Below are 25,212 nucleotides of genomic sequence, written 5' to 3'. Positions count from 1 at the left end.
TACTGTATTTACATACAGTATATGTTAGCACGCAATCGCTATCAGACAAGTGAAAGGATCACAAAGAGGATGCCGCTTTTTTAGTAGAACATATCGCATCATCACGCAGGATAATGATTGACTGGTCGGCCTGAATGCCAATCCTATGGTCACCTAGGTAAGTTATGACCACGTCAGTCAACTCGTTGCCATCAGCATCATAGATGTTGGATAGCGTGAACGTCTGTCCTCTGAAGCGTTCGAGTATGAGCATGCAAACCTCCTTGTTAGCAAAAATTAAACAGGTAAATTTACAACAGGTTAGCCTTTAGATACTTTAGTATAGATACAAATTAATGGACTAAACACAGTGAATAAAAATATGCGTGATGAAAAGGATGATATCTTTAGCAGTTTAAAATGGCTAATTGTTGTAAGCATTATTTTATCTGTGATATTTCTTGGGTTTTACTGGTATAACGTTAGTCTTCCTGTTAATAATCATATTTCAGATAAAAATGATGACTGGTCAGCTTTTGCATCTATCGTAGGTGCTTGTGGTTCACTCATAGCTGCATTTGGCACCATTGGTGTTATTGGTATTTCTATAAAGCAATTTAGGTATCAGCAAGAACAAATAGATAAGCAGGATTCTAGATGGGAGAAAGAATTTGAAGTATTAAATTTCAATAAGTATATGAATCATATAGATTCATTTGAACAATATTTAAAAAAAATTGAAATTGAAACCAATGGTAGATTATACAGCAACAAGAAGAACAAAATATACAAATCAATTTTTGAAAATAATAATTTTTATACATGCTCATACGAGCTAAATGAAAATGAAATATTTAAGCCAGGTAAAAAGAACTACGCAAAACTTTATGACAACATAATTGATATGATTAATAGATGCGAAGATTTCGAGCTTTATAACATAATTAATATTTTTCAGCATTTTATGTCATCATATGGATTCATATTTGAAAAATCATCGCAACCTGGAGACTTAATAATTAATGGAAATGACACTAAATTTGGAGTCTTTAGCATATATAAAAAACACCTAGTACTTAGATACTATATACAACAGTCATTATTATTTGGAAGATGTGATACATCTTTTGAAAACCTAAAAATAATAAATATTAAATCAATGCAAAGTGTAATAAAAAAAACAATTGAGTTGATTAATTCTGATAATAAAGAATGTTCAATTCAAGATAATAATTTTAACTGCATATATTATGTACTTAAATTAATTTTACATCTATATGAATTTAATTTTGTTTATAAAAGCAAATATAATGACATTACATTAAAATTTGCAAACTTAGTTACGCTAGATCCTGAAGAATATAATGAACCAATATTTTTAAGGGAAATTTGTTATGCTGCTAAACAATCTATAGATGAAAACAAATCAAGAATTAAAAAAGAATCAGAAATAAAAGAACTATACAGTTGTATTGATAATATCAAAAGTAGTGTACAAAGAATTAGTCATATTGATTTTGATTAAACACTAATCTCATAGTGTGTGAGGTCAGGCGCGGTGCCTAGCACGCGCCCGTCTTGGATGTAGACCTTGGTGCCAACGGTGGCAGATCCGATTGCTCGGTATTGTCTGCCACTGCTGGTGACGGCGGTGATGGTATCGTCAGCGTTCTGAGCGGTGACGGTAGCGATAACTCTTGGCGGCAGCAGTGCCTGACGCAGTTCTTTCAGCATCTGGTGATCCTTAGTTGAGCTTACGCAGTAGCTTTGCCTGCTGCTGTACAGTCACGGCGCCGTTGTCATCCACTGATGCGCTAATGGTGACAGCATCACATAGCGCCTTGTACACATCGGTGCGCCAGGTAACGCCAATCAACTGGCCTTTCTTGAGTGGTGGCAAGTCTGCCATTACCGGTAATGACACTTGAATATCTTCACCGTTACCGGTTTCGGCAATGGCGTTGGTCCCTGCCAGTCGTGCGGCAATCACATCCACGATCAGCGCATTGCTGATATCGGCAGTGGCGATGTTGCCAGCGGTACCGCTTAAGGTGACCTTGGCATCTATGCCCTGCTGTTCTCCACGTACCCATGCGGCATTGCACTGCTCACTGATGGTTTCGTTGCTGTTGTAATCGGTGATCACCGCATCGTGGATATTTACATCAGCAGTCGTGCTTGCCATTTCCCACGGTACAGTTGGCCACAACGGATAGACGTTGATAACGTTATTGGCATTATCAGGTGACAACATGCAGCCCACCATGCCGGCGAACTCGTTCACGGATTCCAGCGGCGTTTTATCACTAATGGTGGCCACGCCATCAGGGATGGTGAAATCCGTAATCCCCTGCAGTACTACCGTCCATCCAGTATTTTGTAGCAGGTCGCTAAGCACACCACCAAATGAACGTGCGCCGCTGTTGCTGTAGCTAACGGCTGAGCGCCAAGGTGTTAGCAGCTCGGCGGCTTTACCGCGGCCACTGCTGCTGTAGCTGCCACTGTTCCAGGCTTCTCGCTTGTTTGGCTGCTCGGAGATGATGTAAAAATCATAGCCATTGATGTTGATGCGCAGCAGCTGGTTCTTTGCCAACGCGGCATCGCCTTTACTGGAAAACTCAATGCTGGCAGTCGAGACGAACTGCGAGCGAGCATCACTAATGCTGACTGACTTGATAACCAGTTCCCGTTCATCAGATACGCGATGGCATGTAAGCATTGGTTGCATCAGGTAAAGCCTCCTGATCTGAGGTGATATCGGGATTTTAAAATCAAGCGGTGGCAGTGTGGGATTGCCTGGAATATAACCGCCGCCGTTGTCCAAGTGGCACACTGTTTCATTGGCATCAAAGCGCAGCTGCAGGGGTGACTGAGTGGACTGCCACGGTTCGTCAAAGCGCAGCACCAACAGGCCAGGTTCTGGCGGTTGATAGGCATCGGTGCAAATCCAGTGCGGTGATGGGAAACCCCATTTCACGTACTTATCGGCAACGATAGATTCACCATGCCATGCAACAGGCGTTTGCTGATACTGCCTATCGCCTACGGTAAACCGCTGTGTTGGCCTGTGATTAACCGCGGGTTCTGCATGCCACGGCTGCACGATTTGCGTCTGTCTGGCATCACCCGTAGCCCAATCAAACTGCGCATTATTGCGATGTGACGCAGGCAGTGACCAGCGCATGGCTGACCGGCTGCCAACGGCAAGTTTGAATATCCACGGCTGGATAATGTGCTGCTCTACCGCGTTTTTGGATGCCCACGCGATAACGTTATGCTTGGCAACAGCATCACCCTGCCAACGGCTTTCAATGCGCTCATCTACTTTGGCCGCATAGTCAGTCATCGCGAGCTGTTGGTGTACGGCTTTGATGGTGGTCCAGCTAATGCCCACGGCAATACCTAATACTTGCGGTACTGGATCACTAGGATCACCGCCGCCATTATCGCCAGTATCACTGCTGCCATCGAAACGCAGTTGAATGGGTGATGATGCAGTAACCCATGCCTCATCAAAGCGCATAGTGGTGCCATCAAAATCACCAAATGCTATATCTACGGGTGATATTGGATTAGTAGCAAGACGATTAAACCGCAACGACAATGCCATAGTTTTACCGCTTCATACTCAGCACATTACCGTCAACTAGCTGGGCTTTAACGCCATCAACAAACTTGCAGTTATACGTGCCATCATCATCAACGATCCCGACCAACAATGTATTGTTGTCTGTGTGTGACAGCGGCACTCGTAATTGAGTAATCCCCGTTACTGACACTGCGACATTGTGATAACAGTTGCCTGTGATTCTATTAAAAATCAGCAGTCTTTCTGCGGCGCTATCTGCATCAACTTCAATCATCGCTTGATAGAACACTGGTGGAGTGCCTGCTATTGCTCTAAATGCCCTAGACATACCATTCTTCCAAATTAATCCAGCAATTGAGTGTGTAATAGTTAAATAGCAACGTATACAATTTCCCACCCATTACGTTGTCGAACGGGCGTTCTCTGGTGCCGTAACCATAAAATGATGAATGAAATATCCCAGGCACTACACCGCGACTATTGGGAAAGTTGGCAGAAGGCACATCGGTATCTCTAAAAACGCTAATAGGCATTAACGTATGAGCAATACCTAGTGATTCAGCTTCTTCAATTCGTAATGTGTTGTAAGAAGAAAAAGGTTTTAATAGGCTATATGCCATTTTAGCGCTGTTATCACCGTTCACATCCCACATTGTGCAATAGCAATTACTGTAATTGCAGTATAGGTACCCAATATTAGCGTAATCAGTAGTGCTGTTAGATGATGATACTAATGTGAAAGCACTGGAATCATTAGGGTCTGTAGTATCTAAATCGCCAATAAATGCTATTTGCTGATATTGTTGTAAGCCAGATGTATTGGCAATATTGTACGTCAATGCACTAATTGAGCTTTTTGAATATGGGTATGTTGATTCCAACACAAACCAAAATGAACGTGAGGTTGCGATTAGTTGCCATTGACCTTGCATAAAGGTAGTTGCAAGCCGCATAGAACGATAGCCGATGGGGTTTAACAATGTATCAATGTCAGTCATTGATTTACCGCAGTTCATATAAAATGTTGCGTCAACATTGTTACTACCTGACCAAATACGTAAATAGCCACCACTGCCATCTTCTGGTGAATTTCTCAATGCCAGTTTAAACGCGGCAGCATCTTCAAAAGCGACAGACCAACCGGCTCCCGCCTTTGCACCATACCCCTCTACCAAACACTTTTTAAAAATGTTCAGTATTTCGGATGGTCTGAATTCAGTTAATTGCGGTGCGCCTGGATCACTATGACGATAAACAGTTACCGGTAATCCCATAGTTATTCTCTCCTAAAAATCTGCATTAAGACTCATTGCCGCGGAATGCCAGAATGGCGCGGTCGGTGGTGATTTCACTGTGACCGGATGCGACTGAGCGCAGCAGCATCACCGGCTTACTGGCGGCAAAGGTGGCAAAGCGGATGGCCTCACCGGTATTCCAGCCGCCGCCAAACGCTCCCTGGCGGATAACAAAGTACGGTGCCTGAGTGAGTGGGTTAATCGGTGCAAAGTCGTTGAGTGTATCGCCGGTGGCGATCTGACCAATGTTTTTACCCACACAGCGGAAAGCCGTAGATGATGTGAAAATTAACACCCAATCCTCGTTAATTGAGGTGTTGTTGAAGACTTCAATCGGGTTGTCCACCACGTTGAGCGAACCGGTGGCGGCAGCACCATCCTGATCCCAATTATTTGCCCAAGCGGTCATATCCCGCACAGGTCCGACATAAGCTTGCAGGTCGCCAAGGTTCTGCACGCTGGCGACAATCGCCCCAACCGGATAATCGTTAGCGAGTGGCGCAGACAGTTGCAGCTTGCCGTCTTGCACATCCGTCACCAGCGCTTGCTCGCCAATGCTATCAGTCAGTACGAACGGTGCAGTAAAGCCGCTAAAGTCTGAGTTGATAGTCACTACACCGGTGGCGGTATTGTGGCTGTAATGGGCATCATCTACTGTCCACAAGCTGGCGCCGGTGGCATCGGTAATATCTACAAACCGCGCTGCGGTACGCACGTTGTAGGTGGCGCCGATAGTAGGGTTTGATACTACCTGCACCGCAGTATCTTCCACGGTGATGGGCGTCCAGGCGGTAAAAATGGGCACTACGCCGCCGCTGGGTAAGCGCAGTGGGTTAAGGCCGTAAAGCTCTGGTGGCGGTGTAATGGTAGTGATTTCGCTAATGTCATAGCGCAGCGTGGTTAAGTCCACATCCTGCGTAAAACTCATGCTGACCACTTTGCCAACGATGGTGCCGGTAACGCCGGTGCCGGTGATATCGCCGTTACTGTCGGCGCTGGCCGATAACAGAGTGTTACCATCGGCAGTGGAAATGGTGCAGTAGAAGGTATCGAGAATCGGCTCTGCCACGCCTAAGTTGAAAACCACGGCATTATCTTCCGGCAAGCCTGGTTCGATTAAGCACTCATATTCAACCGTGAAATCCCCATTGCTGTCAGGGTATTTGGTGATGGTGCCATCGGTGTAATCCAGCTCAACATACTTCCGCCCATTAGCATAGAAGCCATCGCTTTGCTCACTCAGTACCAGCACGCTGCTGGAGCTGGTGATGGTGATAGACATCACCACCGTACCCACGGTGATTTTGCTGGTTGACGGCAGCGCACCGCTGCTTGATTCAAAGTAGGTGTAACGTGCTGAGGATAGGTATTCCAGCGTGACTACATCATAGGCGACGAAGCCTACGGCGCCACTGATCAGAATTGGCGAGAAAGTTACCGTTGCCGTAGTGCCAGTAATGGTAATGCTGACACTGTATCTACTGCTAATGCCGCTAGCTGATGGCTTTAACCCCAATACCTTGTTAACAAAATCAGTATTGAGGATATCCGGCACTTCAAAAATGTAAGTGTACTGACCTGCGGCTATAGGTTGTTGCAGTGTCTTTTTTACTGCATTGGTTGGCACATCGGAAGTACCTAACGCCTGTAGTGACATACCTGAATGGACAGCCACTTGTCTGACCTTCGGCAACAGTTCTGAGGTGGTGTTATCCACTTCAATCAAGGTGCCACTGTTAGGGGCCGCAAGCTTAGTCACGCCGTGGTATTTGATATCATCATTAACGCTGGTATAGCGCAGCTTGGTGCAGCCACGCTCGCCATTGATTTCAACATCGGCATCAGGGGTGTCATACGGGATCGGTGGACTAAACAGCACTTGGCCATTAATGCCGCCAGTAACAGTTGCCTTCATTTGGCAGAAATGCTCAAACCGTGGGTAGTTAGCATCCTCATTACCGGCATACTCCACAGAGATACAGATAATCTGGCCTTGCTGCAGGGTGACATTGTTCCAGTAGTCGATATCATTGAACGTGTACATCGACTGCAGATAGGGGCGCGGGAAAGAATCCTGCCCCGCCAACAGCCCAATCAGACCTCGGCGAATAAGCTGACCGGCACGCACACTCGACTCGAAAATATCAACCATGTCTTTCATGCGCGAGGCATCGGTCAGCGATGATGACTCGGCAATCAACCAACTGACCAGCGGATCTGTTGGCGGCTGGCTGATAAAGATATGACCATCTAACAGCGTTTCAGTCCCCGCGGTATCAAGCGCCGGAAAGCACTTCACAATATCGACCGTAGAAACCGCATGGTCGATATCGCTGATCGCCTTAAACAGCTCGTTAAGCTCACCGCTGACCACGGCGTTCTTGGTGCGCTGACCACCGGCGTCATCAGCACTGCCCAGCAGTTCTGGTTTGAATATCTTTAAATCTTCGCGGGTAATTGTCATATCACTTACTCAGCTGTGAGAAATTTTAAGGTGACGTTTTTGAGTGTGCTGTAACCACCAATCAGATCGAATACATCTTCACCGGTAACGGCTGGACCGCCGGTGTTGTCCCAAAAGACGGTGAAGGTGTCGTCGTCCATCACCAGTTCAAAGGTGGTCAGATTGGTGGCGTTATGCTGCTGCAATGCTTCAAAGTCGCTGCGCAACATGCCGGCGTCTTTTGTGCCAATCTCAATCGGTATGCCGGATGGAATAATCGACTGTTCAACAATTAACGCGCCATTGCCCCCGCGTCTGGTGGTAGCCACTACCCGCTGAATGCTGTCTTTATTCAGCCACAGCAGTTGCTGGATCTGCGGTGTTATTGTGTCGATGCGTTGGGTCATTTATCCCCCGGATGAAAGCTTGGCTTGATTGATGGCCGCCATCAGGCTGTTGAGATCAGTCTGTGTGGTCGTTACTGCTTGTGGCTTGTTGTTTATCACCAAGTACAGCGTGGCCGTCATGGCGCTTGATGATGCTACTGTTGTGGTGGTAGTGGGTGGCGCAGTGGTCGATGTGGCCGTTGAGGTGTTGCTGGTATTGGTAGCCGTATTCGCGGCCGCTTGTGTTTTGGCGGCTTGTGCCTCAAGATCTGCCTGACGCTTTTTGGTGTCGTAAATCTGCTTTGCCAGTTGCAGCGACTTTTCAGCAGCCGCAATCGCCTCTTTATCTCCAGCCGCCTTGGCTTCAGCCAATTGCTGGTTGAGTTCTGCCTGACGCTGCTTGAGGGTTTCAAGTTCCTGGTCTTTCTGCTTACCTTGCAGTTGGTCCAGTTCATCCTGCAGTTCGGCTTGGGTGGTTTTTAAGTCGTCACGCAATGCCAGCATTTCGCTACGGGCATCAGAGATAGCACTGCGCAAGTTGTCCAGCATCTGGCTGTCGAGATCGCGAAAGGAGTTATTAACGGTTTTGGTGGCTCTGTCCAGATCCGCTAGTGACATGGTGCCAGAGCTAATCTGCTGTGCCAGTTTGCGGTATCTCAGGGTTTGAACAATCAGTGACCGCTCGATAGCAATCCCGTCTGATGCTGATTTACCCGCTTCCTTCCACCATGCTGATGACACTTGAATATTAGTTGCCATCGCATCACCAAGCTCGCGGTAACGTGCTTCAAGTGTTTCGACAGACTTGCCGCTGAAGTCTAACTGATCTGTCAGGCTCTGCTGCTCGCTACCAAAAATAGTGATGTTCTGAGTAACTTGCGTCAGTGCTGCGCTTTGTTCATCTAGCGCCGCAGTGGCTTGTGATACCGCATCGGCAGTGGACTTCTGAGATTGATTAAGGTTATCGGTTGCCTTGGTGGTTTCATCTAACTGCAACGCCAAAGCGGCATAGGACTTTTCAGCATCATAGTTTGTATTTATCAAGTCTTGCAGTTCGGTTTTTAATCCCAGCGCCGCCGCTTGCTGATATACATAGGCATCCACATGTTGCTTGCTCGCTGCCGCGGCTTTTACTTCGGCTTCAGCCCATTTGAGATAGGCCTGTTCCTGTTCATTGATCGAGGCAATTCCCTTTGCCATTGAGTCTTTCACCTGCTGATAGGTTTCTTTCGCTGTGGCCGCTTGTTCTTCATAAACCTTTTTGGTGGTGATGCCCGCTTTGGCCATCGCCAACTCGTAGTTTTTAACATCATCAGCGGCATTAGATGTTGCGTCCTTTAATGCTTTTGCAGCAGATCTGGCAGCTTCTAACGCTACGGCATAATCTTGAGCAGAAATTTCGCCTTTCTTAAATGCTTCTTGAGCAGCCTTTGCATTTTGATCGGCGGCATCTGCCTGAGCTTTCAGGCTTTGAATCCGTCGTTGTGCCTGTTCTTCAGCGGTATCACCAACGGTCTTTTCTGCATCGACTCGGCGTTTAGCGGATTCATCAGCGGCGTCACCAATATCTTTATAAGTTTTTTTACTGCCATCGCTCAACGCTGAATTAATGCTGTCCCAAGCCTCGCGGATATCAGCGCCATCTTGGATAACCTGCTGCTTGTAGGCATCAGATAGCGCGTTAAGTACATTTTGGGTTTCACGAAGTTTGGCAGATAACTTGTCAGCGCCGACTGTTGCCAGCAGCGTGGAAAAGGATCCAGCAATATTGGCAAATTGCTGTGTCACTGCGGCAGCAAATACTGATACCCCAGCGGTTAACCCGTTCCAGAAAATCTTAATGGTGTTGCCAACAATACTGAGGCCTTTGGTAAAGGCGCTGATATTGTCGAGCAGCTTTTGCAAACTGTTGCCGCCATCGTTGATGATGGTGGTAAAAAAGTTACTGATGTCGCTCGCCAGCTGCTTGAGCTTGCCGTTGGCGTTCATTTCGTCAAATTTATCGTTGAGCTGCTTTAGAAAGTCGATAGCAGTCTTATAAAGCCCAGCATCGGCCACCTTGTTTTTGAATACATCCCAATTATTAGACAGCACATTTATCTGACCACCAAGGCGATCCAGCGATAACGCGGCCTGACCATCCGCCGCTTTGCCCATTTCATCCACCAGGGCTTTTATCGTCTCCTGCCCCAGCTTGCCCGCCTGAGATAACTTAGCGAGCTGTACTGCGTTTTTTCCGGTGGCTTGCTCGAGCAATCCCCATACGGGTACACCGCGCTCAACCAGCTGCAGTATCTCTTCACCTTGCAGCTTCTGCTTAGCCCATGCCTGACCAACCGCCAGAATAATACCTTCAAGGTCTTGCTGGCTGCCGCCCAACTTGGCGTTATAGTCAGTCATCGCCTGCAAACTGCCGTTCATCGGGTCGATGCCAAACGCTTTCAATTTGGCAAAGGCAGTTTGTACTGATTCCAGCTTGCTGCCGGTGTTGTTGGCAAAATCTTTAATCCACGCAGTAGCCTGCTCGCCTGCGGCCACGCTGCCCATCATGGCGGTCATTTGGGCATTGAAGGCTGCAAAACGGTCACCGGTTGTCAGAATAGATTTCAGCGATTCCCATAGGCGATCAACACCAATGTAGGCACCAGCCATGGCCAGCAGTGACGCGGTGGCAGACTTGATACTGCCGCCAAAATCGTTCGCGCCTTTCTTGGATTCATCCAGCAGCTTTTGGTGTTTTTGCAGCCGGGTGTTGACGTCTTTGATAGCACCTTCGGCAGCCGCTTCTTGCTGCTTTAACTTGGCGGAGGCATCGGCCATGTTCTCAGCACTAATGCCCGCTTTATCGAGTACCGCTTTTTGCTCACTGAGCGTACGCTGGTTTTTATTCAGCACGGTGCCGAGAGTACTCAGTTCTCCCCGGGCGAGTTTAACCTTGGCGGCATATTCGGCGCTGGTACGTGAGGCTTTATCTGACTCGGTACTGATACCATCCAGCGCTTGGCGCTGCTGTTCCAGCTCGGTGCTGAGTTTGTCGGCAGATGTGCGGGTGTCGGTTTGCGCCTGTTCCAGCTTTAGCAGGTCGGATTTTGCAGCGGCGATGGCAGCGGCTTGCTGCTCGCTGGCGGTGGCACCGGATGTCTGCTCTGCTGATAACTGCGCAATGCGGTCTTTAGTGGCCAGCACTTGGGCATCATATTGCGTTAGCTCAGTAGTGAGCTTTTGGTAATCCTGTTCTAACTGGCTGGATTTACTCGCAGCCTCTGCTTGTTGGGCTGATAATTCCTTGGCGTATTTGGCAGCAGCCTTTTGTTCATCCTGAAGATGTTGCAATGCTTGCGTGGAATCGGCATAGGCACGTTTACCCTTCTCCACCGCTACGGTGAGATCATCCAGGGTATTGATGGCTTCTTGCTGCTTGCGGATATCATCCAGCTGCGCGTTTAGCTTCTCGCTTTGGGCAGCCAGATCCAGCATGGCTTTCTCTGACTTGTTGGCAACAGAAGAAAACAGATCCTTCCCTTGCAGGATGAAGTTCACCACTTGATCTTTAAATGACATAAAAACTCCGGGCGATACCCTGCCGTGAATAGCGCTTCATTACCTGAGCCCAGGCAATGCCCTATCCTTTTGCCAACCAATGGCAGGCAATGCAGGTGAATTTAATGGAAGACGAACTGGGTAAAACAGCGGTTTATAACGCACTGATAAAACTGGACTTCGTGCAGCAGTACATCGAAGAATTTAAAGACTTATATCCGTTTAACGAAGACAGCATTTTGATTGAATACCAAGACCAATTTGGGCAATGCACCGTGTGGCTCGGGTTTGAAGATCAGTTTGCCATCCGTGATGCCAGCGGCCAGTGGCGTGAAGCCTCAGCCGGTGAATGCTGCGAGGTCATGCAAGGTACCTATCCAGGCATGCACAAGCTGATTAATTGATTGCGGCTAAAATGGCGGCAACGCCAAATAATACAGCTGCGATAATGGCCGCTGAAGCCAACATTTTTCCTACAGTTCCCGCATCTTTGCTGTTCATTTTTCCATCTACCTTTATTGCAGTTTTTAGGTTAAGATTTATGTACGCACTGCTCCTAAGTTCCGGTTAGGGGTGGATGCAAAAACCCCCAAGTGTTGGTAGCACTCGGGGGTTTGCTTTTTCATGGTTACATCAGCAACCAGGTGAATTTCAGGTACAAAAAAGCCCCGACTGAAATGCCGAGGCCAGAAACGCAAAAACCGCCCAAAAGGCGGTTTTCATAACTAAGATTAATTAGGCAGTTTTATTTGCCATTTCAATTACATAGTTCTGTTCTTTGATTGCTTCATCAATTGCGTTCTTGTAGACACGCTTTTTCTGTCTAGAGTCAGCCTCTCTAACAAATCTTGATAGAGGCGTAGATGAAGCTTTTTTACGTAGGGTGAGCATACTAATCATACAAACTCTCTCATGCTATACCGACGATTTCCATAACCTCTTCTCTTGTGTACTCTTTGGCCAAGTATGGTTTTATACTTGTAATGTTACTATAGTACACCTTTGTTTTACCATCATTGTCCTTGATAAGTAAATCCACAACGACATCTTTTTTGAACTTTGCTTTTAGTTGCTCAACAACTTGTTGCGAGCCGAAATATTGCTCGACAAAATGCTCAGGAAGGATCTTGCGACCTTCAAGCTTTTCTCTCGACTGGACGAAGTTCCAAGCTAGCTCAGGACGTTGAAGGACGAATATTATCAATACTTGTCTCCCTTTGCGCAAGGACCTTTCGACGTTTTTTTCAGCAACGCCATAATGGGCTAACGTGCCATCGAGTAGAAAACTCTGATTATTTTTAAAGCAAAAATCTAATGCCCTTTCGACAATGAATGACACAGCTCTTTGAAACAAATGGGAATTAGTCCCATCATACTCTTCAAACAAATCCCTCAATTCATCAGGATCTAATCTAAGAACGTTCTCATCACCATCACCAGAAATGTCCTTAATAAACTGTTTGGATGACTCAGTTTTCCCCGCCCCAGGTGAGCCACACATAAACACAGATACTGGGTACTGTTCAGGTAGATACTTGCTTTTATCAGTTAAGTTCCGGCAAATTTGGGTTCTATTGTTCTTAGAATATTCAATCGCACGCTGTTCGATTTCCGCATCTTCAGCACTTAATGTCATATTTTTATACCAATTGAAAACATAACCAAAACTAGTAACTAGGGTACATCAAAACCGATTACAAAACCTATAGAGAATGAGCCTGTTAGCACAGAGATACCGCCCCAAGAGATAACGGGATCTCTCAGGCTCATTGTCTGTAGGCTCTTGGTTTACTTAGCGCGTGCTATCGCGGAATGAACTTCAGGTACAAAAAAAGCCCCGACAGAAATGCCGAGGCCAGAAACAAAAAAACCGCCCATAAGGCGGTTCTTTACGGGGCAACTACCCCATCGTTGGGGCCAGAATAAGACTGTTTTTTAAATTATGCAAGTAGTCAATGGATTAACTGCAAGTCTATAGTTGGCTTAAGCAAAAAAGGGCCTACTGCATAGAGAATTTGCAAATACTACTTATCTAGAGCCACTAGTGTTAATTCAAAGTTATTTTTACTTTGTTTTGAAACTAACTTTATAGTGTTAGAATTTTGACAATAGTAACCAAAAACATCTTCAACTTTTGGTGAAGAATATATATTTGGAACGCCCAAACCATCACTAAGTATACGTTTCACTGTTCCAACTAATGTTGCCCCATGAACTATACAATCTATTGAATTCAAATATGTACTATCTGAACTACCATCTTCTACCCAACTCGATTTAACTTTATCATTTTCTACCTGAAATTTTATTTCGTATTTTTCAAGAACAACCCAACTGCCTTCTAGTAGACTAGAATCACCAGAATAATATTTTTCAGTATACTCTCGAACAAATTTCTGCCGTTTGAATAAATTTTCAGTAAATTCATCCCACTCTTTATTTTTATCTTCGACTCTTGTTTTAACATCTGACAATAATCTATGTACATTAGCATGCACATCATTAAATTCTAATGCCTTTTCAGCGATATCCTTAGCTTCTTGAGAAAATCCTGCATTCAGTAATGCATAACCAAGATTAGCCATAGCCAATGTATTTTTATGATCAGCTGCTTTTTGATAGTTTTCAATAGCTTTAAAATTAAATCCTGCTTCTTTAGCTTGCACGGCCAAATTATTGAATGCGTATGAATTATCACTATCAATTTTTATTAATAAATTGTAGTTACTGACAGCCACTTCCTCCAAAGAGTTATTACTTGCTGCATATGCAGAATCAAATAACATACCTGTGTCTCTATTATTATATTCAACCGCTTTATCCAAACAATAAACAGACATAACATTATTATTCATTTTACTTTCAACTTTAGATAACGCTGAGTAAATTAGATAAATATTTTTAACTTGTTCAACACTATCAATTTTAAGTGCCTCCACAAGTTTGCTTCGAGCCTCTTCTAATTCACCTTCCTTCACTAAAGATAATGCAAGATTTGAAATTGCAGTGATTTTTACGTTAACAGACGTTGTACTTAGAGATAGATCTCTCCAAAGTTTAGAACTTTTATCAAACTCAGATGTGTGTGAGTAACATAAGTCGAGCCAATTATAAACTTGGACTAATAAGTCATCATCATCGATGGTTTTCACTAATGACTCCAGTTCCCCAAGCGCACTAAAGTCATTTAGGTCCACATATTTAAAATAAAGAAATAATGCTTTATTTTTCTTTAGTTCTTTAGGATCATTTTCTTGCTTCAAATAAGATGAAAATGCCGATTCTGCAGCCTCTTTATTACCTGACATTATCGAAGTCATCATGTCATTCAGATAATTACTTTCAGTTTTATTACTATCAATTTTAAGTACACTTTTTTCAGGTTTTTCCTCTGGATCTGGCATAGAATCATCTACGTTACTTGCAATAGGTTCAGCATTTAAACCCACTTCATTGTCACCATTTTTATATTTAAATGAAGTTAATCTAGTTATAAGATTAGACAATGAACTTCTAAACATAAAAAGAATTATAACAATCGCTGTTGGCCAGGAAATATTATTCAGAACATCGATGAACCCACTAGTCGTCCCTGATGACATAATCTTCTTCTCATATAACTGGTTGAAACCTCAATAAATTGAGAACTAATTTATTCCCTTAATCATCCCAACGCAATCAATATGTTACCAATATTTTAACATCTTCCTTTTGGTAGTTTTCTCTGAAGATTGACATTTTATGGCAAGCTGGCCTATAGTTCTTGCCAAGAGCGTAGAAACTCTTTTTGCACCCCGGATACAACCGCGCCCGTCAGTCGTGGATTTTTTATGCCTGCAATCCGCAAGTTTCAGGCAACCCAGCTAGTCGTTATGGCCGGGAGGGCGAGGAATACAATACCCGAAAGGGGAATAACTCCGCCGTGGGTGCACGGTTTCTAACCTCCCGGCCACCATAATTTTGTGGTGGTCAATCCGAGTAGAAACGGAGCACCATCATGATCAGTCCAATTATCCCGGCCAAAGCGGTAACCCGTAGCAATGGCGAAGTTAAAACTACATCGCTCAAAGTTGCTGAAGCATTCAACAAGCAACATAAAGATGTACTGCGTAAGCTTGAATCCCTTGATTGCTCACCTGATTTTGCGTCAGCGCATTTTTACGCTCACGTAGAAAATCAGCAGGTTGGTATCGCAAAACGCGATATGAAATATTACGAAATGACCAAAGACGGTTTTATGTTCTTAGTCATGGGCTTTACGGGCAAACAAGCAGCGGCCATCAAGGAAGCCTACATTAACGCCTTTAACCAAATGGCGTCTCAGTTACGGCGGCCACGGCACAATACCAACTCTGAAAGAACGCTGCGCTTACGTCAGGCCATGAGCCTGTTGGTGACCAAGAAGTCGATTCCCTACCCCGCAGGTTTCAATATCATCCACCATCGGTTTGATGTTAACCACATCAATGAGCTCACCGATGAACAGATGCCGCAAGCGGTGGAGTACGTTCACCACCTGGCGCTAGATGGTGAATGGATGCCACCCTCTGCTTTACCCGCACCTGAACCCGAAAAGGTACTGCAATACAACACCGAAGACCTTTACCAGTTTGCACTGCTGCTTCAGCGTGCCGACTGGATGCGGCGTTACATCAACGATATTTTGCCGCTGTTGAAAGTAGCAGAGCATCGGCTTTATGGCGCGCTCTACGAACATGCCGCCACGGCACGATTAGACATTAACCGCTGCATCCCGTTGATTGAACGTGAATTTACCCGTGAGCATGATGACATTGCCCAGCAACTCAGTGCCCTGCTCAAAAGGTTACATGCCTAAGGTAATAGCGGCACCCTAAGGTGCCGCCTTACTTTTACGCTGCCATGCGTTTGAAGAACTTGGACTTACCGGCGGCGACAATGGCATCGTTCGCCAGCACTTCACCGTCGATATCGAAGGATCCGAAGTCGCTAGTGATAATGGCGAGTGAAGCAGTTGGGCTTGGCTTCCACAGGTAGAACTTCAGCACGCAAGGTTTACCGTTGGCATCGTTAAGGCCGTCAACGACTACCGGCACGGTTTGCCCGGATTCGGTTAATGCTTCCAGCGCATTACCTGCAAGTGAGGTGTAGGTAACTTTGAGTGCCTGACCGTCAGTGATATCGCCACCGCTGATGGCGCGAATACCTGCCGCGCTGGCAATGTAGTCAGTGCCTTCAACATAGGTAGTGCTGGCATCATCGTTGGTAACGGTAACGGTTTGCGCCACGTCGATCATGGCAACAGTATCAGCAAGACCATCCAGCTTAGCGGTAATGGCTTCTGCAGTTACTGCACCGGCAGTCAGCACATCAACAGTACCGCGCAGGGCGAGTGCCATGTTTTCATTGCTGAACGCATTCAGCGTCATCTTAAGATTTACCGCAGAAATAGTGGTCACTGAATCATAGTTACCACCACCGCCACGGTAGTTAGGCAGGGATTTGGTATCCTGCGAGATGGAGATTTCAACGCCAGAGGCGTTGCCTACGTCACGGTGGTTGACATACACGATGCCGGCACCGATGTACGACTCTTTTACGATTTCTGTCATGGGAGTTCCTTTAATCTATCGTCAAACTGAGGGCTGGTTGAGATGGATAGTGTGATCACCGCCAGCCCGTGTTGTTCGTGGGCTTCCGGCATAATGAATTTGCATGGCTCTGACTCGGATAACTCAAAGCCAGTGGGTAACCATTGGGGACGTTTTGGATCGCGTTGGTCTTTAAAAAACGCACTGCGGATGGTGCGGGTCAGGTCAATGAGATCGGCGGTTGGTGTTGCTGATTTAGGCAGCTTGATACCTGCCACAATTTGCAACTTGAGATCTTCTTTATACTTTGGCTGCATACCAGGTACAGTGGCCGCGCTGGTATAGGGTTGCAGAAAGATAAACTTTTCTTCTTTCGCCACTGACTGCGCATAAAACCCTTCACGCACGGTGACACCGCTGATGGTTTTCAGCTTTTCTAATATCTTGTTGATCATGAATACCTCGATGTGTACCGCTATGCTTTGGCGTGGTACTGGTAGCGCTCGCGCAAGAACTTGATGATCGGGGGTTCGATTTGATCACGGATAACACCAAAGCTACCGGCCACCGATGGGCCATAGAGCACCTTGGCATTTTTAAGACTACGCCAGGTTTCCCCGGGTTTACGCGAGGTGATCAACTGGTTGCCATTGCGGCCAACAAACATAAACGCGCCTTTAAACCACGAGGGTTGATTGCGCATGACACTGATATCAAAACCCGCTGGCAGTTGCTTGCCGGTTTTGCCATCTTTGGTTCTGGCGTTGCTGACAAAACGGGTCAGCGTTGAGGGGCGCATCCGTGCGCTGATCCGTCCCTGTAAATTTTTAGGATTGAAACTTAGGCTAAAGTGCTGCGCTACATAGCTGCGGTCGCGGTAGCCGTAACGCTGATAGATGGTGTCGATTGCCAGTGGTTCGCCATACTTGATGGCATCCTCAATAGCCGCACCCATTGCAGGTGCCATCGTGGCGCGGATGCGTTCCAGTTCTTTGGTAACAGCGTCCATGCCTTGAACACGAATACCCATCAGCTCACATCCAGATAGACATAGGTGACAGAGACTTCATCTACCTGTGACAGCGCTGTCAGACGATAGCGTTTGCCTGTCAGTTCGTATTCTCCTGCTGCATTCATGCGGTAGGGTTCAAATTGGTCATCTGAGTTAACCTCGCCCTGTTGCAGCAGGAACTGCGCCATGAGGATCTTTTCTGGCACGTACTCATTAGACGCATACGCGGCACTGAGCCCGGTGCTACCTTCGATATTCACCAGTCTGGTTTCAGGTAATTCAGGATCACCACCTACCGGATAGTAGCGACACGGCACACCAAGCCGCTCGAATAATCTGAGCAACTTGGCGGCCTGTCTGGCTTGGCGAGTCATGCCAAAATCAGGCATTGATCTTCACCATAACGGTGGTGGCACCGTTGGCTGAAGCCGCCCAAGCTTTACCTGCTGGCTTATTGGTACCCACTACGGTGGTGATGTTCTTGGCAGAATCATCCCAATACAACTGCGCACCAACGGTGACATCATCAGCGGTAGCTTTGGGGAGTTCATACACGCCTTCGGTTGTGAACTCGCCAGCTTCGTTTGCGGCAACAGCAGCCACTGCCACGGCAAGCATGGCGGTCATTAATAATGCGCCACCACTGGTTACAGCCACGGTGGGGGTAAAGGTGATGGTCTTGCCATCCTGTACATAGTTTTTCATGCTGAGTTTCCTAAGCTGATAACAAAAAGCCGCCAGTGGTTAGCTGACGGCGATTGTTGGGTTATTGGAGTGAATTACACACCTGTGGATTTAACAAGGCCGCGATAGTCAAGTGGTGCCACACCTGCATCAATGCGCACTTTGGTTGCGATGCCATCAATACCAAATCCGTCTTGTTGCTCAATATACGGAGTATCGATACCATCCAGATAAGCCACTTCGATGGTATCACTACCCTGGCCTGCTGCTAGGTAGTAAGCCTTATCGCTTGCCGCTTTCAGACGCGCTTCTGAAATCACTACAGCAAAGTCTTGCACTGGGTTGGCAATACCAGCATTCACATCTGCACCTTTCACAGAGCTGGACTTGATGATCTGTGTCAGCGTGCGTTTCAGGTTTGGTGGGCACAGCACAAACTCAGGCATGATGTTCAATGCACGTGGGTTTTTGCCACCTGTGATTTGGCTTTCCATCAGTTCAGCCAACAGCCCCAAGTTTTCAGCGCTTGGTGCGCCAGAACCTAAGTTGCCATGGTCGGCATGGAACAGTGTCTTTCCATCAGACATTTTTGGATTGCCAGTTAAGATGGCAAATACCAAGTCGCCAATGGTGGCTTTCGCTGCGGCCCCCATTTTTTCAGGGATAATCGACAGCATAGCCATATCATCATTGATGATCGCTTGGCGGGTGATAGAGAAAATTTCACCATAGGTTGCCAGCGCAATATCAGCGCCAGTGTCACCTAAGGTGATGTACTTGTACTCTGCCCCTTCGCGCACTTGGCGCAAACTACCAAACTCTTCAAGGCCAACACGTTTAGATACTTTAAAATCACTTAGCTGGCCTTTGCGGGTGAAGCGTTCAAATGATTCAGTAGCCAGTTCCCAGCCTTTCATCACAGACTTATTGGCCACATCCAGCAAGATGTTACCGAAGTCGGATGAACTGTGAGTAAACGCCAGGCTGACCATCTGCATTTGGTTCAAACCCGCAATGCCAATGCCGCGATCAATCAATGACGCGCGTGCAAGCTCTTTAAGGTTGTAGGTTGAATAGCCGTTGTCTTTCTCTGCGGCGGCGTGACCAGAACGTGCCATCAGGTGAGCCTTAATTGAATCACCCACAATGTTGCCGTTACCAGAGTGGATAATGGTACGTTGCGGCTGTGATGCCAAAGGCGTGGTATTCTCGCCAAGTTTCGCCAGGATCTTATCCTTCGCTTTTTCGGCATTCATTTCCACATCGGCAATGCATTCATTGCGCAGATCTGCAAACTGCGGCCAGCTGGCAAACAGGGTGTTGATGCCATCAACACGGGCCTTATTCATCACGGCAGCAGCAGCGTTGATTTGCTCCTGCGTGGGTTGAGCAGCTGCTGGTGCAGGTGCTGCGGGTTGATTAACAGGTGCAGGTGCCGGAGCAGGCTGCGGGATATTGGCACCATTGCCCTGCGGTGCCAGCAGGATTTCCAGAGCTTTAGGCATATTGGCGTAATCCTTCATACGATTGGATTGGAGTGATGCCGCCATTGCAAGCGGCTCGGTAAGCGTGTCGGCAAAACCTTTATCAACAGCCTCGCGGCCAGTGAGCCAGGTTTCTTCTGCCAGCAGTGCGTGCAGTTCTTCGTCGGTCATGCCGGTTTTGTCGCGGTATGCGCCAACCAGATTGCCCTCAACTTTGTCGAGCAGGTCGGCATATTTGCGCATGTCTTCAGCATCGCCCATGGTGCCGCCCCAAGGCTTATGCACCATCATCATGGCGTTTTCTGGCATCACCACTTCATCAAATGCCATGGCAATTACTGAGGCCATGGAAGCGGCAAGACCGTCGATGTAGGCGACTTTGTGCGCCGGGTAATTTTTGAGGATGTTGTAGATCGCCATCCCTTCAAACACATCACCACCGGGGCTGTGAATACGGGCAGTGAGTTTGGTGATCTTGCCAAGGTCACGCAGTTGAGTAGCGAACTGTTTGGCGGTGATACCCCAACCACCAATCTCGTCGTAGATCATCAACTCAGCTTCGCCGTTGGCAGCAGCTTTCAGGCTGTACCAACTTTTATCCGGCTTGTTGGTTTGTGTCAGTGCGCCTTGCGGTGCGATCATTGCGCCGCTTGTCAGCACGCTCGCGCAGCAGGCTGCCGCTAGCATTGTTCGTTTCATTGGAAACTCCATTGGTAGATGGGTCTGGGTCGTTGGCAGTGATCATGCCGTGGTCGCGGTTGTAATCGACTTCGCGCTGGCGCTGGCGTTTGACTTCTGACGGGTTGCGTCCACGTGCCCTTGCCCATTCCGCTTCGGTGGCAGCATTTCCGGCGATCATGGCTTCCCAACCGTCGGCCTCTTTTGCTGGGTCAATCCACGGCATGGTGGGGCCGTAGTAAACAGCATCAAACAGGGTGCGCACATCAAGCTCTGGCGGCAGACGCAACGGGTCAATCTGGTTAAGCTGCTCGGCTTCTAACCACTGGCGGTACACTGGCCGTGACCAGCCCGCGCAAAACCACTGTTGCAGGATGCGGTTAGATTCGTCCTGCTCGACTAGCTCTTGACGTTGGCTTGAGTAGGTACCGCTATAATCGCGGGAGATACTGCTGTAACTGGTGCGAGTCCCCGCGCCGCAGGCTTTAAGCTGTCCATTGCGAAACTCGACCATGTGGACGTTGGGGCGGTTTGACTCGATCATGCCCACGTCTTCTCCGGGGGCGAGATCATCAAAGGTCATGCCTGGGGCAATGGGGATTTCACGTGCGGTTTGCTCACAGGTTGGTGGTGTGTAGTCCTGTGGTGAACCGCGCTTGATATAAAACGCTAAGGCCGCCGCAATACGGGCGGCAACGCGTTCTGATTCTTCGTAATCTTTGATATCCGCCAGCCGAGTTAGAATGCCGTGGAAGATACTGATGCCACGGTACTGATGCAGCCGTTTGATGTTAGCCAGGTGCATCATGGCCTTGGCTGGGATAAATTTAGTTTTATGCTTAAACCCCACCACTTCCTGTGGGTGTTGCAGCAGTACGTTGTACCCCTTTACCCGACGCCAGCTATCAACGCTGAAGCCCTGAATGATGCCGTTACCAGGCTGATCATAGAAGGGGATAAAATCTGGCTCTAATGCTTCAATGCTGTAAGGCGTACCTTGTGGGTTTAGGTGGTCTAACTTAGGAATTTTACCCACTACGTGCTGGCCGAATACTTCACCATCCCTCAATGCGGTGCGTAGCGCAAGACGCTCAAATTCTGGGCGAGTGAACTTGCCAGTAACATCTGGCTTTAAGCTCCACGCCGCAAAACGGCGTTGCAGTTCTTCGGCAAATTTATCCAGGATGTTGCCATCTTTGTCGCGTGGCTGAGGCTCGACAATGAAGCCCTGTGCGCCGATCACCCGTTCTTCAAGACGGTCTAAAATGCCGATGCTGATATCGTGGTTTTCATCCAGCCAGCGGGCTTGCTCGCGCAGTGACTTACCCGCAGCAAATACGGCAGTATTGGCGCTGCGACCTTCTTTGTTGGCTTTATGTGTGCGACTTGGTTTTGCGGCTTCATAGCCTTTGATGCTTTGATACTGCATCGCGGCAACAGCACGGTTACGCGCCCACTTCGGTGATATCACCGCAATGGCATCGTTAAGAATACTCATGTGAACCTCAGTCGAATGACGCGAGACTGTAACCGCCACGGGGGCGAGTGGTGGCAGTTAACCGGCGTTCCCATTCCAGACGACCGGCGCGGATCTCTTGCAGGTTTTCCATTGTCATGGTCTTGCCATTGATCACGGAGGTTTTACCTGCCAGCAAATCAAGTTCAGCCTCGAGGTAGGCATCAATCATCTGTTGGATCTGTTCTTTGGTCACAGCCAGCCCCCTGAGCCTGATGTTTTCAGCCAGTTGTTGTTAGCGGTTGAAGATTTCGGTTTTACTGGTGCAGCGGCTTGCTGCGGTTCATCTTCTGGTTTGGCAATGGCCTTTTCGGCCAGCTTGTCCAAGTTGATACCAAAGCGCTCTTTAGCGATATATAGCGCTGCCAAGGCATAGACGAAACAGTCAAGTGCCTCGTTGCGGCGGCCTTGGTTATCCCAGCGGTAGATGATCTTGCCATCACGACGCTGTGGAATTTTGCGTTCAGCTGTTAACTGCTGCAGCTCGGTTTCATCGCAGATGCTGTCATCCATCGGAAAATGAATGGCGCCAGGCTTAGCGTGATTTGGATCTGGCTGAATATGCAACCTAGCCATGATCAACTCTTTGGCGTTGTCGGTACCCACTTCCGTCAAGTACACACCTTTACTGGTGCGCTTACGCGGGAAGTTGGCGATCGGCTTACCGTAGACGTTGGCGCCTTTTACCGGAATAACCCGATGTACCCCAAGACGCTTGCTCATGCTGTAAACAGTGTCGGTATAGTGACCGCCAGAGTCCCAGCAGATGATGCCGATTGGCAGCACAAGACCATCTGCCCGGGTATAAGTTTTGTTTAATCGCTCGGCAACTTTATCCAGTAGCTCTTTGCTGTCTGGCTTGCCATAAAGAATAAAGCGATCAATTAACCAACTTTCTTCGCCAGCACCAAAGCCCCATACGCGACCTTCATAACGGTCATCCTGCGTATCAATACTTGCAGTGACATACACCACGCCTTGCGGCATCTTGCCGCTGGGGTACATCTCGCGGCGGCGGTGCAGTTCTTCCCATTCCAGCTTCTCGCCGGTGTCATCGTCCCACGGCTGGCCAAGTGTGGTATTCACAAAGGTTTGCAGCTTGCTGCGATCGCCTTTGGCTTTGTAGAAGTCTTCGACAATCTGCGCCCAGGTGGTAAACGGGCTGTACGCCGTCCACACATAAAAGGCGATACTGGACGGGGTTGCCGCTTCGGTGCCGTCAGGGTTGAAGAACTCCAGCCCGTCTTTGGTCCAGATGCTGCTGTTTTTGCAAATCCATTTCGCTGCCGGGTGTTCCTGCATTTCCATCAACTGATGGTTTTCGATGGCACAGGCACAATGTTCACAGCAGTAATAAGCGGTTGATGGATCATGGTCGCGCCACTTGATACCAAAGGGCTCGTCTTTGCCACCCCACTTTAATGCTTGCAGTTCGCCGCAGTGTGGGCATGGCAGGTGAAACTGCATCTGCACCCGGGATTCACTACAGGCTTTTTCAATCTGACACTGGCCCAACACTTTAGGCGTGGAGCCACGGATTGACTTGCGGTAAATCGAGCCTTCGGTTCGTTTATCACCGAGAAAGGTTGGCGAGCCTTCTTTCTCGATGCTGTCGTCAAAGGCGGCGAGTTCGTCATATATCGCTTCATCTGCGGAGACTTCACGATAGTTTTTGGCGGCTTTACCACCACGGATCCACAACTGCTTGCCGTTGGAGAATCGTTTGGTGTTGAGCGTTGAGTCGCGGTGCTTGCGGCCATACCAGGGCGCAATGTTGAGCCATACCGGAATATCACGGATCGCACTCTCAACGTGCGACTTCATAAACTCTTCGGCGCTGGCATCTGTGGGTTGCCACAGGATAACGTTGCGCTTTTTGTGCTCAATTTTATAAGCAGCGTTTGCCATCAGCAATTTGGTGTAACCCACCCGCGCTGACTTCATTACGTTAATGGTGGGGATCTGGTCGTTGCCCATGGCGTTGAGAATAGCCACCTGAAACGGCAGTGTTTCCCATTTGCCTTCTAAGTAGCTGGATTCGCTACTCATGTAAAAGTGGGTGTCGGCATACTCTACCGCCGTGAGCATGGGCGGTTTACGCATGGCCGTCAGGCCAAGATGAATGGCGGCAGACAGGTTATGTATCTGTGCTGCCGAGATAGTCATCTAGCATTGTCTCCATGTCGGATCCCACTTCGGCGGCTAGATTAGAAGCTTTGATGATCTCCGCTTTGATGGCGTCTATTCGCGCCGGTGGCATATCGGGATATTTACGTTTAATCCGCAGTGGTATCTGTTCGAGAATGGCGCTGATCTGTGCTGATACCCTTTGTAGTACAAAGGTGCTGAATGCAACCTCGACGACTTCTTTGCGGTCTTTTTCGTTTTTCAGTTCCTGACCATCGGCCTGAGCTTTAGTGAGTCGCCAACGTTCAAAGTCTAAGTTTGGCTTTTCAGGATCATCTTCTGGTGCTGCGGTTTTCTTGCGCTCGTTGGCCACACGATTAGCAACCACATCGGAAACGGAGTAGAACGCCTGCCGCCCTTCTCGTTTGGTAATGGGCACATCCCATTTATCAAATGCCTGGGTACTGATCCCTAAGCTGCGGCACATGTCGGTTTTGTTGAGCAGTACCGGTTCGTGATCCTGTGGCTTGATGCGTGGCATTATTCATTGATTTTCTTTAGCTGCGCTTGCTTCAGTTGCATTTCAAGCGCGTGTAATTCGGCGTTGCGGCGGTCTTGGATCTCTTTTAGTTCAGCATCACGCGCTGACTCGGCAGCTCGCCGCTGTTGGTAGTAGAAGTTGCAAAAACCGGTTAGCACTGTAAAGAACACCGAGACGATCACCAACCAGGTGTTTGGCGAAAACATACCGAATAAACACGTTAAAGCATTGGTGAGATAACTAAACAGGCTGAATCCTTTCTGCATTGGGTCATTCATTATGCGGGTCCTGTAGTTGCAGGTACTGGTCTAGCTTTTGCCACTTCATGTCGCAAGTGCTTAATGCATCAAGCAGTTTGCTGACATAAC

At 47.8% G+C, this 25,212-nt stretch carries 24 protein-coding genes; 3 read left to right on the top strand and 21 right to left on the bottom strand.

Annotated features, from left to right (window positions below; all coding sequences use genetic code 11):
• Positions 1-58: 58 nt before the first annotated feature.
• A complete protein-coding gene (locus PY479_RS05195; protein WP_275483107.1) occupies positions 59-253 on the bottom strand; it encodes a carbon storage regulator in 195 nt (64 codons plus the stop codon).
• 96 nt (positions 254-349) lie between these two features.
• Here PY479_RS05195 and PY479_RS05190 point away from each other — a divergent pair, with 96 nt between their 5' ends.
• The gene (locus PY479_RS05190; RefSeq protein WP_275483106.1) at positions 350-1,504 is read left to right on the top strand and encodes a hypothetical protein; all 1,155 of its coding nucleotides are present in this window, start codon (positions 350-352) and stop codon (positions 1,502-1,504) included.
• On the opposite strand, the gene PY479_RS05185 is transcribed toward PY479_RS05190, so the two are convergent.
• The 7 genes from PY479_RS05185 to PY479_RS05155 are packed head-to-tail and all read right to left on the bottom strand — an operon-like array spanning position 1,501 to position 11,253.
• The gene (locus PY479_RS05185; protein ID WP_275483105.1) at positions 1,501-1,713 is read right to left on the bottom strand and encodes a hypothetical protein; all 213 of its coding nucleotides are present in this window, start codon (positions 1,711-1,713) and stop codon (positions 1,501-1,503) included. The two genes, PY479_RS05190 and PY479_RS05185, sit on opposite strands and share 4 nt — an antisense overlap.
• Before the next feature lie 10 nt (positions 1,714-1,723).
• Positions 1,724-3,589: a hypothetical protein gene (locus tag PY479_RS05180; RefSeq protein WP_275483104.1), complete on the bottom strand. Its 1,866-nt coding sequence runs from the start codon at positions 3,587-3,589 to the stop codon at positions 1,724-1,726.
• Between the two features lie 4 nt (positions 3,590-3,593).
• Positions 3,594-3,896 carry a hypothetical protein gene (locus PY479_RS05175; protein ID WP_275483103.1) on the bottom strand — a complete coding sequence of 101 codons (303 nt, stop codon included), beginning with the start codon at positions 3,894-3,896 and terminating at the stop codon, positions 3,594-3,596.
• Positions 3,889-4,842, bottom strand: coding sequence for a hypothetical protein (locus tag PY479_RS05170; RefSeq protein WP_275483102.1), 954 nt, complete (start codon positions 4,840-4,842; stop codon positions 3,889-3,891). The genes PY479_RS05175 and PY479_RS05170 overlap by 8 nt, the downstream gene beginning before the upstream one ends.
• A 25-nt stretch (positions 4,843-4,867) precedes the next feature.
• Positions 4,868-7,327, bottom strand: a complete 2,460-nt coding sequence (locus PY479_RS05165; protein WP_275483101.1) for a hypothetical protein — start codon at positions 7,325-7,327, stop codon at positions 4,868-4,870.
• Between the two features lie 5 nt (positions 7,328-7,332).
• A complete protein-coding gene (locus PY479_RS05160) occupies positions 7,333-7,713 on the bottom strand; it encodes a hypothetical protein (protein ID WP_275483099.1) in 381 nt (126 codons plus the stop codon).
• A complete protein-coding gene (locus tag PY479_RS05155) occupies positions 7,714-11,253 on the bottom strand; it encodes a tape measure protein (RefSeq protein WP_275483097.1) in 3,540 nt (1,179 codons plus the stop codon).
• Between the two features lie 56 nt (positions 11,254-11,309).
• On the opposite strand from PY479_RS05155, the gene PY479_RS05150 reads away from it, so the two are divergent.
• Positions 11,310-11,636 (top strand): hypothetical protein, encoded by a 327-nt coding sequence (locus tag PY479_RS05150; RefSeq protein WP_275483096.1) that lies wholly within the window; start codon positions 11,310-11,312, stop codon positions 11,634-11,636.
• A 506-nt stretch (positions 11,637-12,142) separates the two neighbouring features.
• Here PY479_RS05150 and PY479_RS05145 read toward each other — a convergent pair.
• Positions 12,143-12,868, bottom strand: a complete 726-nt coding sequence (locus PY479_RS05145; RefSeq protein WP_275483095.1) for a zeta toxin family protein — start codon at positions 12,866-12,868, stop codon at positions 12,143-12,145.
• A gap of 388 nt (positions 12,869-13,256) precedes the next feature.
• The gene (locus PY479_RS05140) at positions 13,257-14,834 is read right to left on the bottom strand and encodes a hypothetical protein (protein ID WP_275483094.1); all 1,578 of its coding nucleotides are present in this window, start codon (positions 14,832-14,834) and stop codon (positions 13,257-13,259) included.
• 395 nt (positions 14,835-15,229) lie between these two features.
• On the opposite strand from PY479_RS05140, the gene PY479_RS05135 reads away from it, so the two are divergent.
• Positions 15,230-16,069: a Rha family transcriptional regulator gene (locus PY479_RS05135; protein ID WP_275483093.1), complete on the top strand. Its 840-nt coding sequence runs from the start codon at positions 15,230-15,232 to the stop codon at positions 16,067-16,069.
• Positions 16,070-16,103: 34 nt separating this feature from the next.
• On the opposite strand, the gene PY479_RS05130 is transcribed toward PY479_RS05135, so the two are convergent.
• The 11 genes from PY479_RS05130 to PY479_RS05080 form a co-directional block, all read right to left on the bottom strand.
• Positions 16,104-16,823, bottom strand: a complete 720-nt coding sequence (locus PY479_RS05130; RefSeq protein ID WP_275483092.1) for a hypothetical protein — start codon at positions 16,821-16,823, stop codon at positions 16,104-16,106.
• Positions 16,820-17,257, bottom strand: coding sequence for a hypothetical protein (locus PY479_RS05125; protein WP_275483091.1), 438 nt, complete (start codon positions 17,255-17,257; stop codon positions 16,820-16,822). The genes PY479_RS05130 and PY479_RS05125 overlap by 4 nt, the downstream gene beginning before the upstream one ends.
• 20 nt (positions 17,258-17,277) lie before the next feature.
• Positions 17,278-17,832 carry a hypothetical protein gene (locus PY479_RS05120; RefSeq protein WP_275483090.1) on the bottom strand — a complete coding sequence of 185 codons (555 nt, stop codon included), beginning with the start codon at positions 17,830-17,832 and terminating at the stop codon, positions 17,278-17,280.
• A complete protein-coding gene (locus PY479_RS05115; RefSeq protein ID WP_275483089.1) occupies positions 17,832-18,203 on the bottom strand; it encodes a hypothetical protein in 372 nt (123 codons plus the stop codon). The genes PY479_RS05120 and PY479_RS05115 overlap by 1 nt, the downstream gene beginning before the upstream one ends.
• Entirely contained in the window at positions 18,196-18,519 is a 324-nt protein-coding gene (locus PY479_RS05110) for a capsid cement protein (protein WP_275483088.1), read from the bottom strand. Before PY479_RS05110 ends, PY479_RS05115 begins: the two co-directional genes overlap by 8 nt.
• 74 nt (positions 18,520-18,593) lie before the next feature.
• Complete coding sequence (locus tag PY479_RS05105) at positions 18,594-20,681, bottom strand: ClpP-like prohead protease/major capsid protein fusion protein (protein ID WP_275483087.1); 2,088 nt, start codon at positions 20,679-20,681, stop codon at positions 18,594-18,596.
• On the bottom strand, positions 20,578-22,158 hold the full coding sequence (locus PY479_RS05100) for a phage portal protein (protein ID WP_275483086.1): 1,581 nt from the start codon (positions 22,156-22,158) through the stop codon (positions 20,578-20,580). The genes PY479_RS05105 and PY479_RS05100 overlap by 104 nt, the downstream gene beginning before the upstream one ends.
• Positions 22,159-22,165: 7 nt before the next feature.
• Positions 22,166-22,372: a hypothetical protein gene (locus PY479_RS05095; RefSeq protein ID WP_275483085.1), complete on the bottom strand. Its 207-nt coding sequence runs from the start codon at positions 22,370-22,372 to the stop codon at positions 22,166-22,168.
• A complete protein-coding gene (locus PY479_RS05090; protein WP_275483084.1) occupies positions 22,369-24,342 on the bottom strand; it encodes a terminase gpA endonuclease subunit in 1,974 nt (657 codons plus the stop codon). The genes PY479_RS05095 and PY479_RS05090 overlap by 4 nt, the downstream gene beginning before the upstream one ends.
• Positions 24,314-24,844 (bottom strand): terminase small subunit, encoded by a 531-nt coding sequence (locus PY479_RS05085; protein ID WP_275483083.1) that lies wholly within the window; start codon positions 24,842-24,844, stop codon positions 24,314-24,316. Before PY479_RS05085 ends, PY479_RS05090 begins: the two co-directional genes overlap by 29 nt.
• Positions 24,844-25,122: an HP1 family phage holin gene (locus tag PY479_RS05080; protein WP_275483082.1), complete on the bottom strand. Its 279-nt coding sequence runs from the start codon at positions 25,120-25,122 to the stop codon at positions 24,844-24,846. The genes PY479_RS05085 and PY479_RS05080 overlap by 1 nt, the downstream gene beginning before the upstream one ends.
• Positions 25,123-25,212: the final 90 nt, after the last annotated feature.

Source organism: Shewanella sp. A32, assembly GCF_029167175.1.
In the GTDB taxonomy this organism is placed as follows: domain Bacteria; phylum Pseudomonadota; class Gammaproteobacteria; order Enterobacterales; family Shewanellaceae; genus Shewanella; species Shewanella yunxiaonensis.
Note: the sequence above shows the minus strand (reverse complement) of the source record. Positions and strands in the feature narration are given on the sequence as shown.

Coding starts and splice junctions, on each gene's coding strand:
- PY479_RS05180 (WP_275483104.1), bottom strand. CDS start 3,589: ATGGCATTGTCGTTGCGGTTTAATCGTCTTGCTACTAATCCAATATCA.
- PY479_RS05160 (WP_275483099.1), bottom strand. CDS start 7,713: ATGACCCAACGCATCGACACAATAACACCGCAGATCCAGCAACTGCTG.
- PY479_RS05125 (WP_275483091.1), bottom strand. CDS start 17,257: ATGATCAACAAGATATTAGAAAAGCTGAAAACCATCAGCGGTGTCACC.
- PY479_RS05110 (WP_275483088.1), bottom strand. CDS start 18,519: ATGAAAAACTATGTACAGGATGGCAAGACCATCACCTTTACCCCCACC.
- PY479_RS05085 (WP_275483083.1), bottom strand. CDS start 24,844: ATGCCACGCATCAAGCCACAGGATCACGAACCGGTACTGCTCAACAAA.
- PY479_RS05150 (WP_275483096.1), top strand. CDS start 11,310: ATGCCCTATCCTTTTGCCAACCAATGGCAGGCAATGCAGGTGAATTTA.
- PY479_RS05175 (WP_275483103.1), bottom strand. CDS start 3,896: ATGTCTAGGGCATTTAGAGCAATAGCAGGCACTCCACCAGTGTTCTAT.
- PY479_RS05115 (WP_275483089.1), bottom strand. CDS start 18,203: ATGCCTGATTTTGGCATGACTCGCCAAGCCAGACAGGCCGCCAAGTTG.
- PY479_RS05105 (WP_275483087.1), bottom strand. CDS start 20,681: ATGAAACGAACAATGCTAGCGGCAGCCTGCTGCGCGAGCGTGCTGACA.
- PY479_RS05140 (WP_275483094.1), bottom strand. CDS start 14,834: ATGTCATCAGGGACGACTAGTGGGTTCATCGATGTTCTGAATAATATT.
- PY479_RS05185 (WP_275483105.1), bottom strand. CDS start 1,713: ATGCTGAAAGAACTGCGTCAGGCACTGCTGCCGCCAAGAGTTATCGCT.
- PY479_RS05155 (WP_275483097.1), bottom strand. CDS start 11,253: ATGTCATTTAAAGATCAAGTGGTGAACTTCATCCTGCAAGGGAAGGAT.
- PY479_RS05080 (WP_275483082.1), bottom strand. CDS start 25,122: ATGAATGACCCAATGCAGAAAGGATTCAGCCTGTTTAGTTATCTCACC.
- PY479_RS05165 (WP_275483101.1), bottom strand. CDS start 7,327: ATGACAATTACCCGCGAAGATTTAAAGATATTCAAACCAGAACTGCTG.
- PY479_RS05170 (WP_275483102.1), bottom strand. CDS start 4,842: ATGGGATTACCGGTAACTGTTTATCGTCATAGTGATCCAGGCGCACCG.
- PY479_RS05130 (WP_275483092.1), bottom strand. CDS start 16,823: ATGACAGAAATCGTAAAAGAGTCGTACATCGGTGCCGGCATCGTGTAT.
- PY479_RS05135 (WP_275483093.1), top strand. CDS start 15,230: ATGATCAGTCCAATTATCCCGGCCAAAGCGGTAACCCGTAGCAATGGC.
- PY479_RS05120 (WP_275483090.1), bottom strand. CDS start 17,832: ATGGGTATTCGTGTTCAAGGCATGGACGCTGTTACCAAAGAACTGGAA.
- PY479_RS05100 (WP_275483086.1), bottom strand. CDS start 22,158: ATGAGTATTCTTAACGATGCCATTGCGGTGATATCACCGAAGTGGGCG.
- PY479_RS05145 (WP_275483095.1), bottom strand. CDS start 12,868: ATGACATTAAGTGCTGAAGATGCGGAAATCGAACAGCGTGCGATTGAA.
- PY479_RS05090 (WP_275483084.1), bottom strand. CDS start 24,342: ATGACTATCTCGGCAGCACAGATACATAACCTGTCTGCCGCCATTCAT.
- PY479_RS05195 (WP_275483107.1), bottom strand. CDS start 253: ATGCTCATACTCGAACGCTTCAGAGGACAGACGTTCACGCTATCCAAC.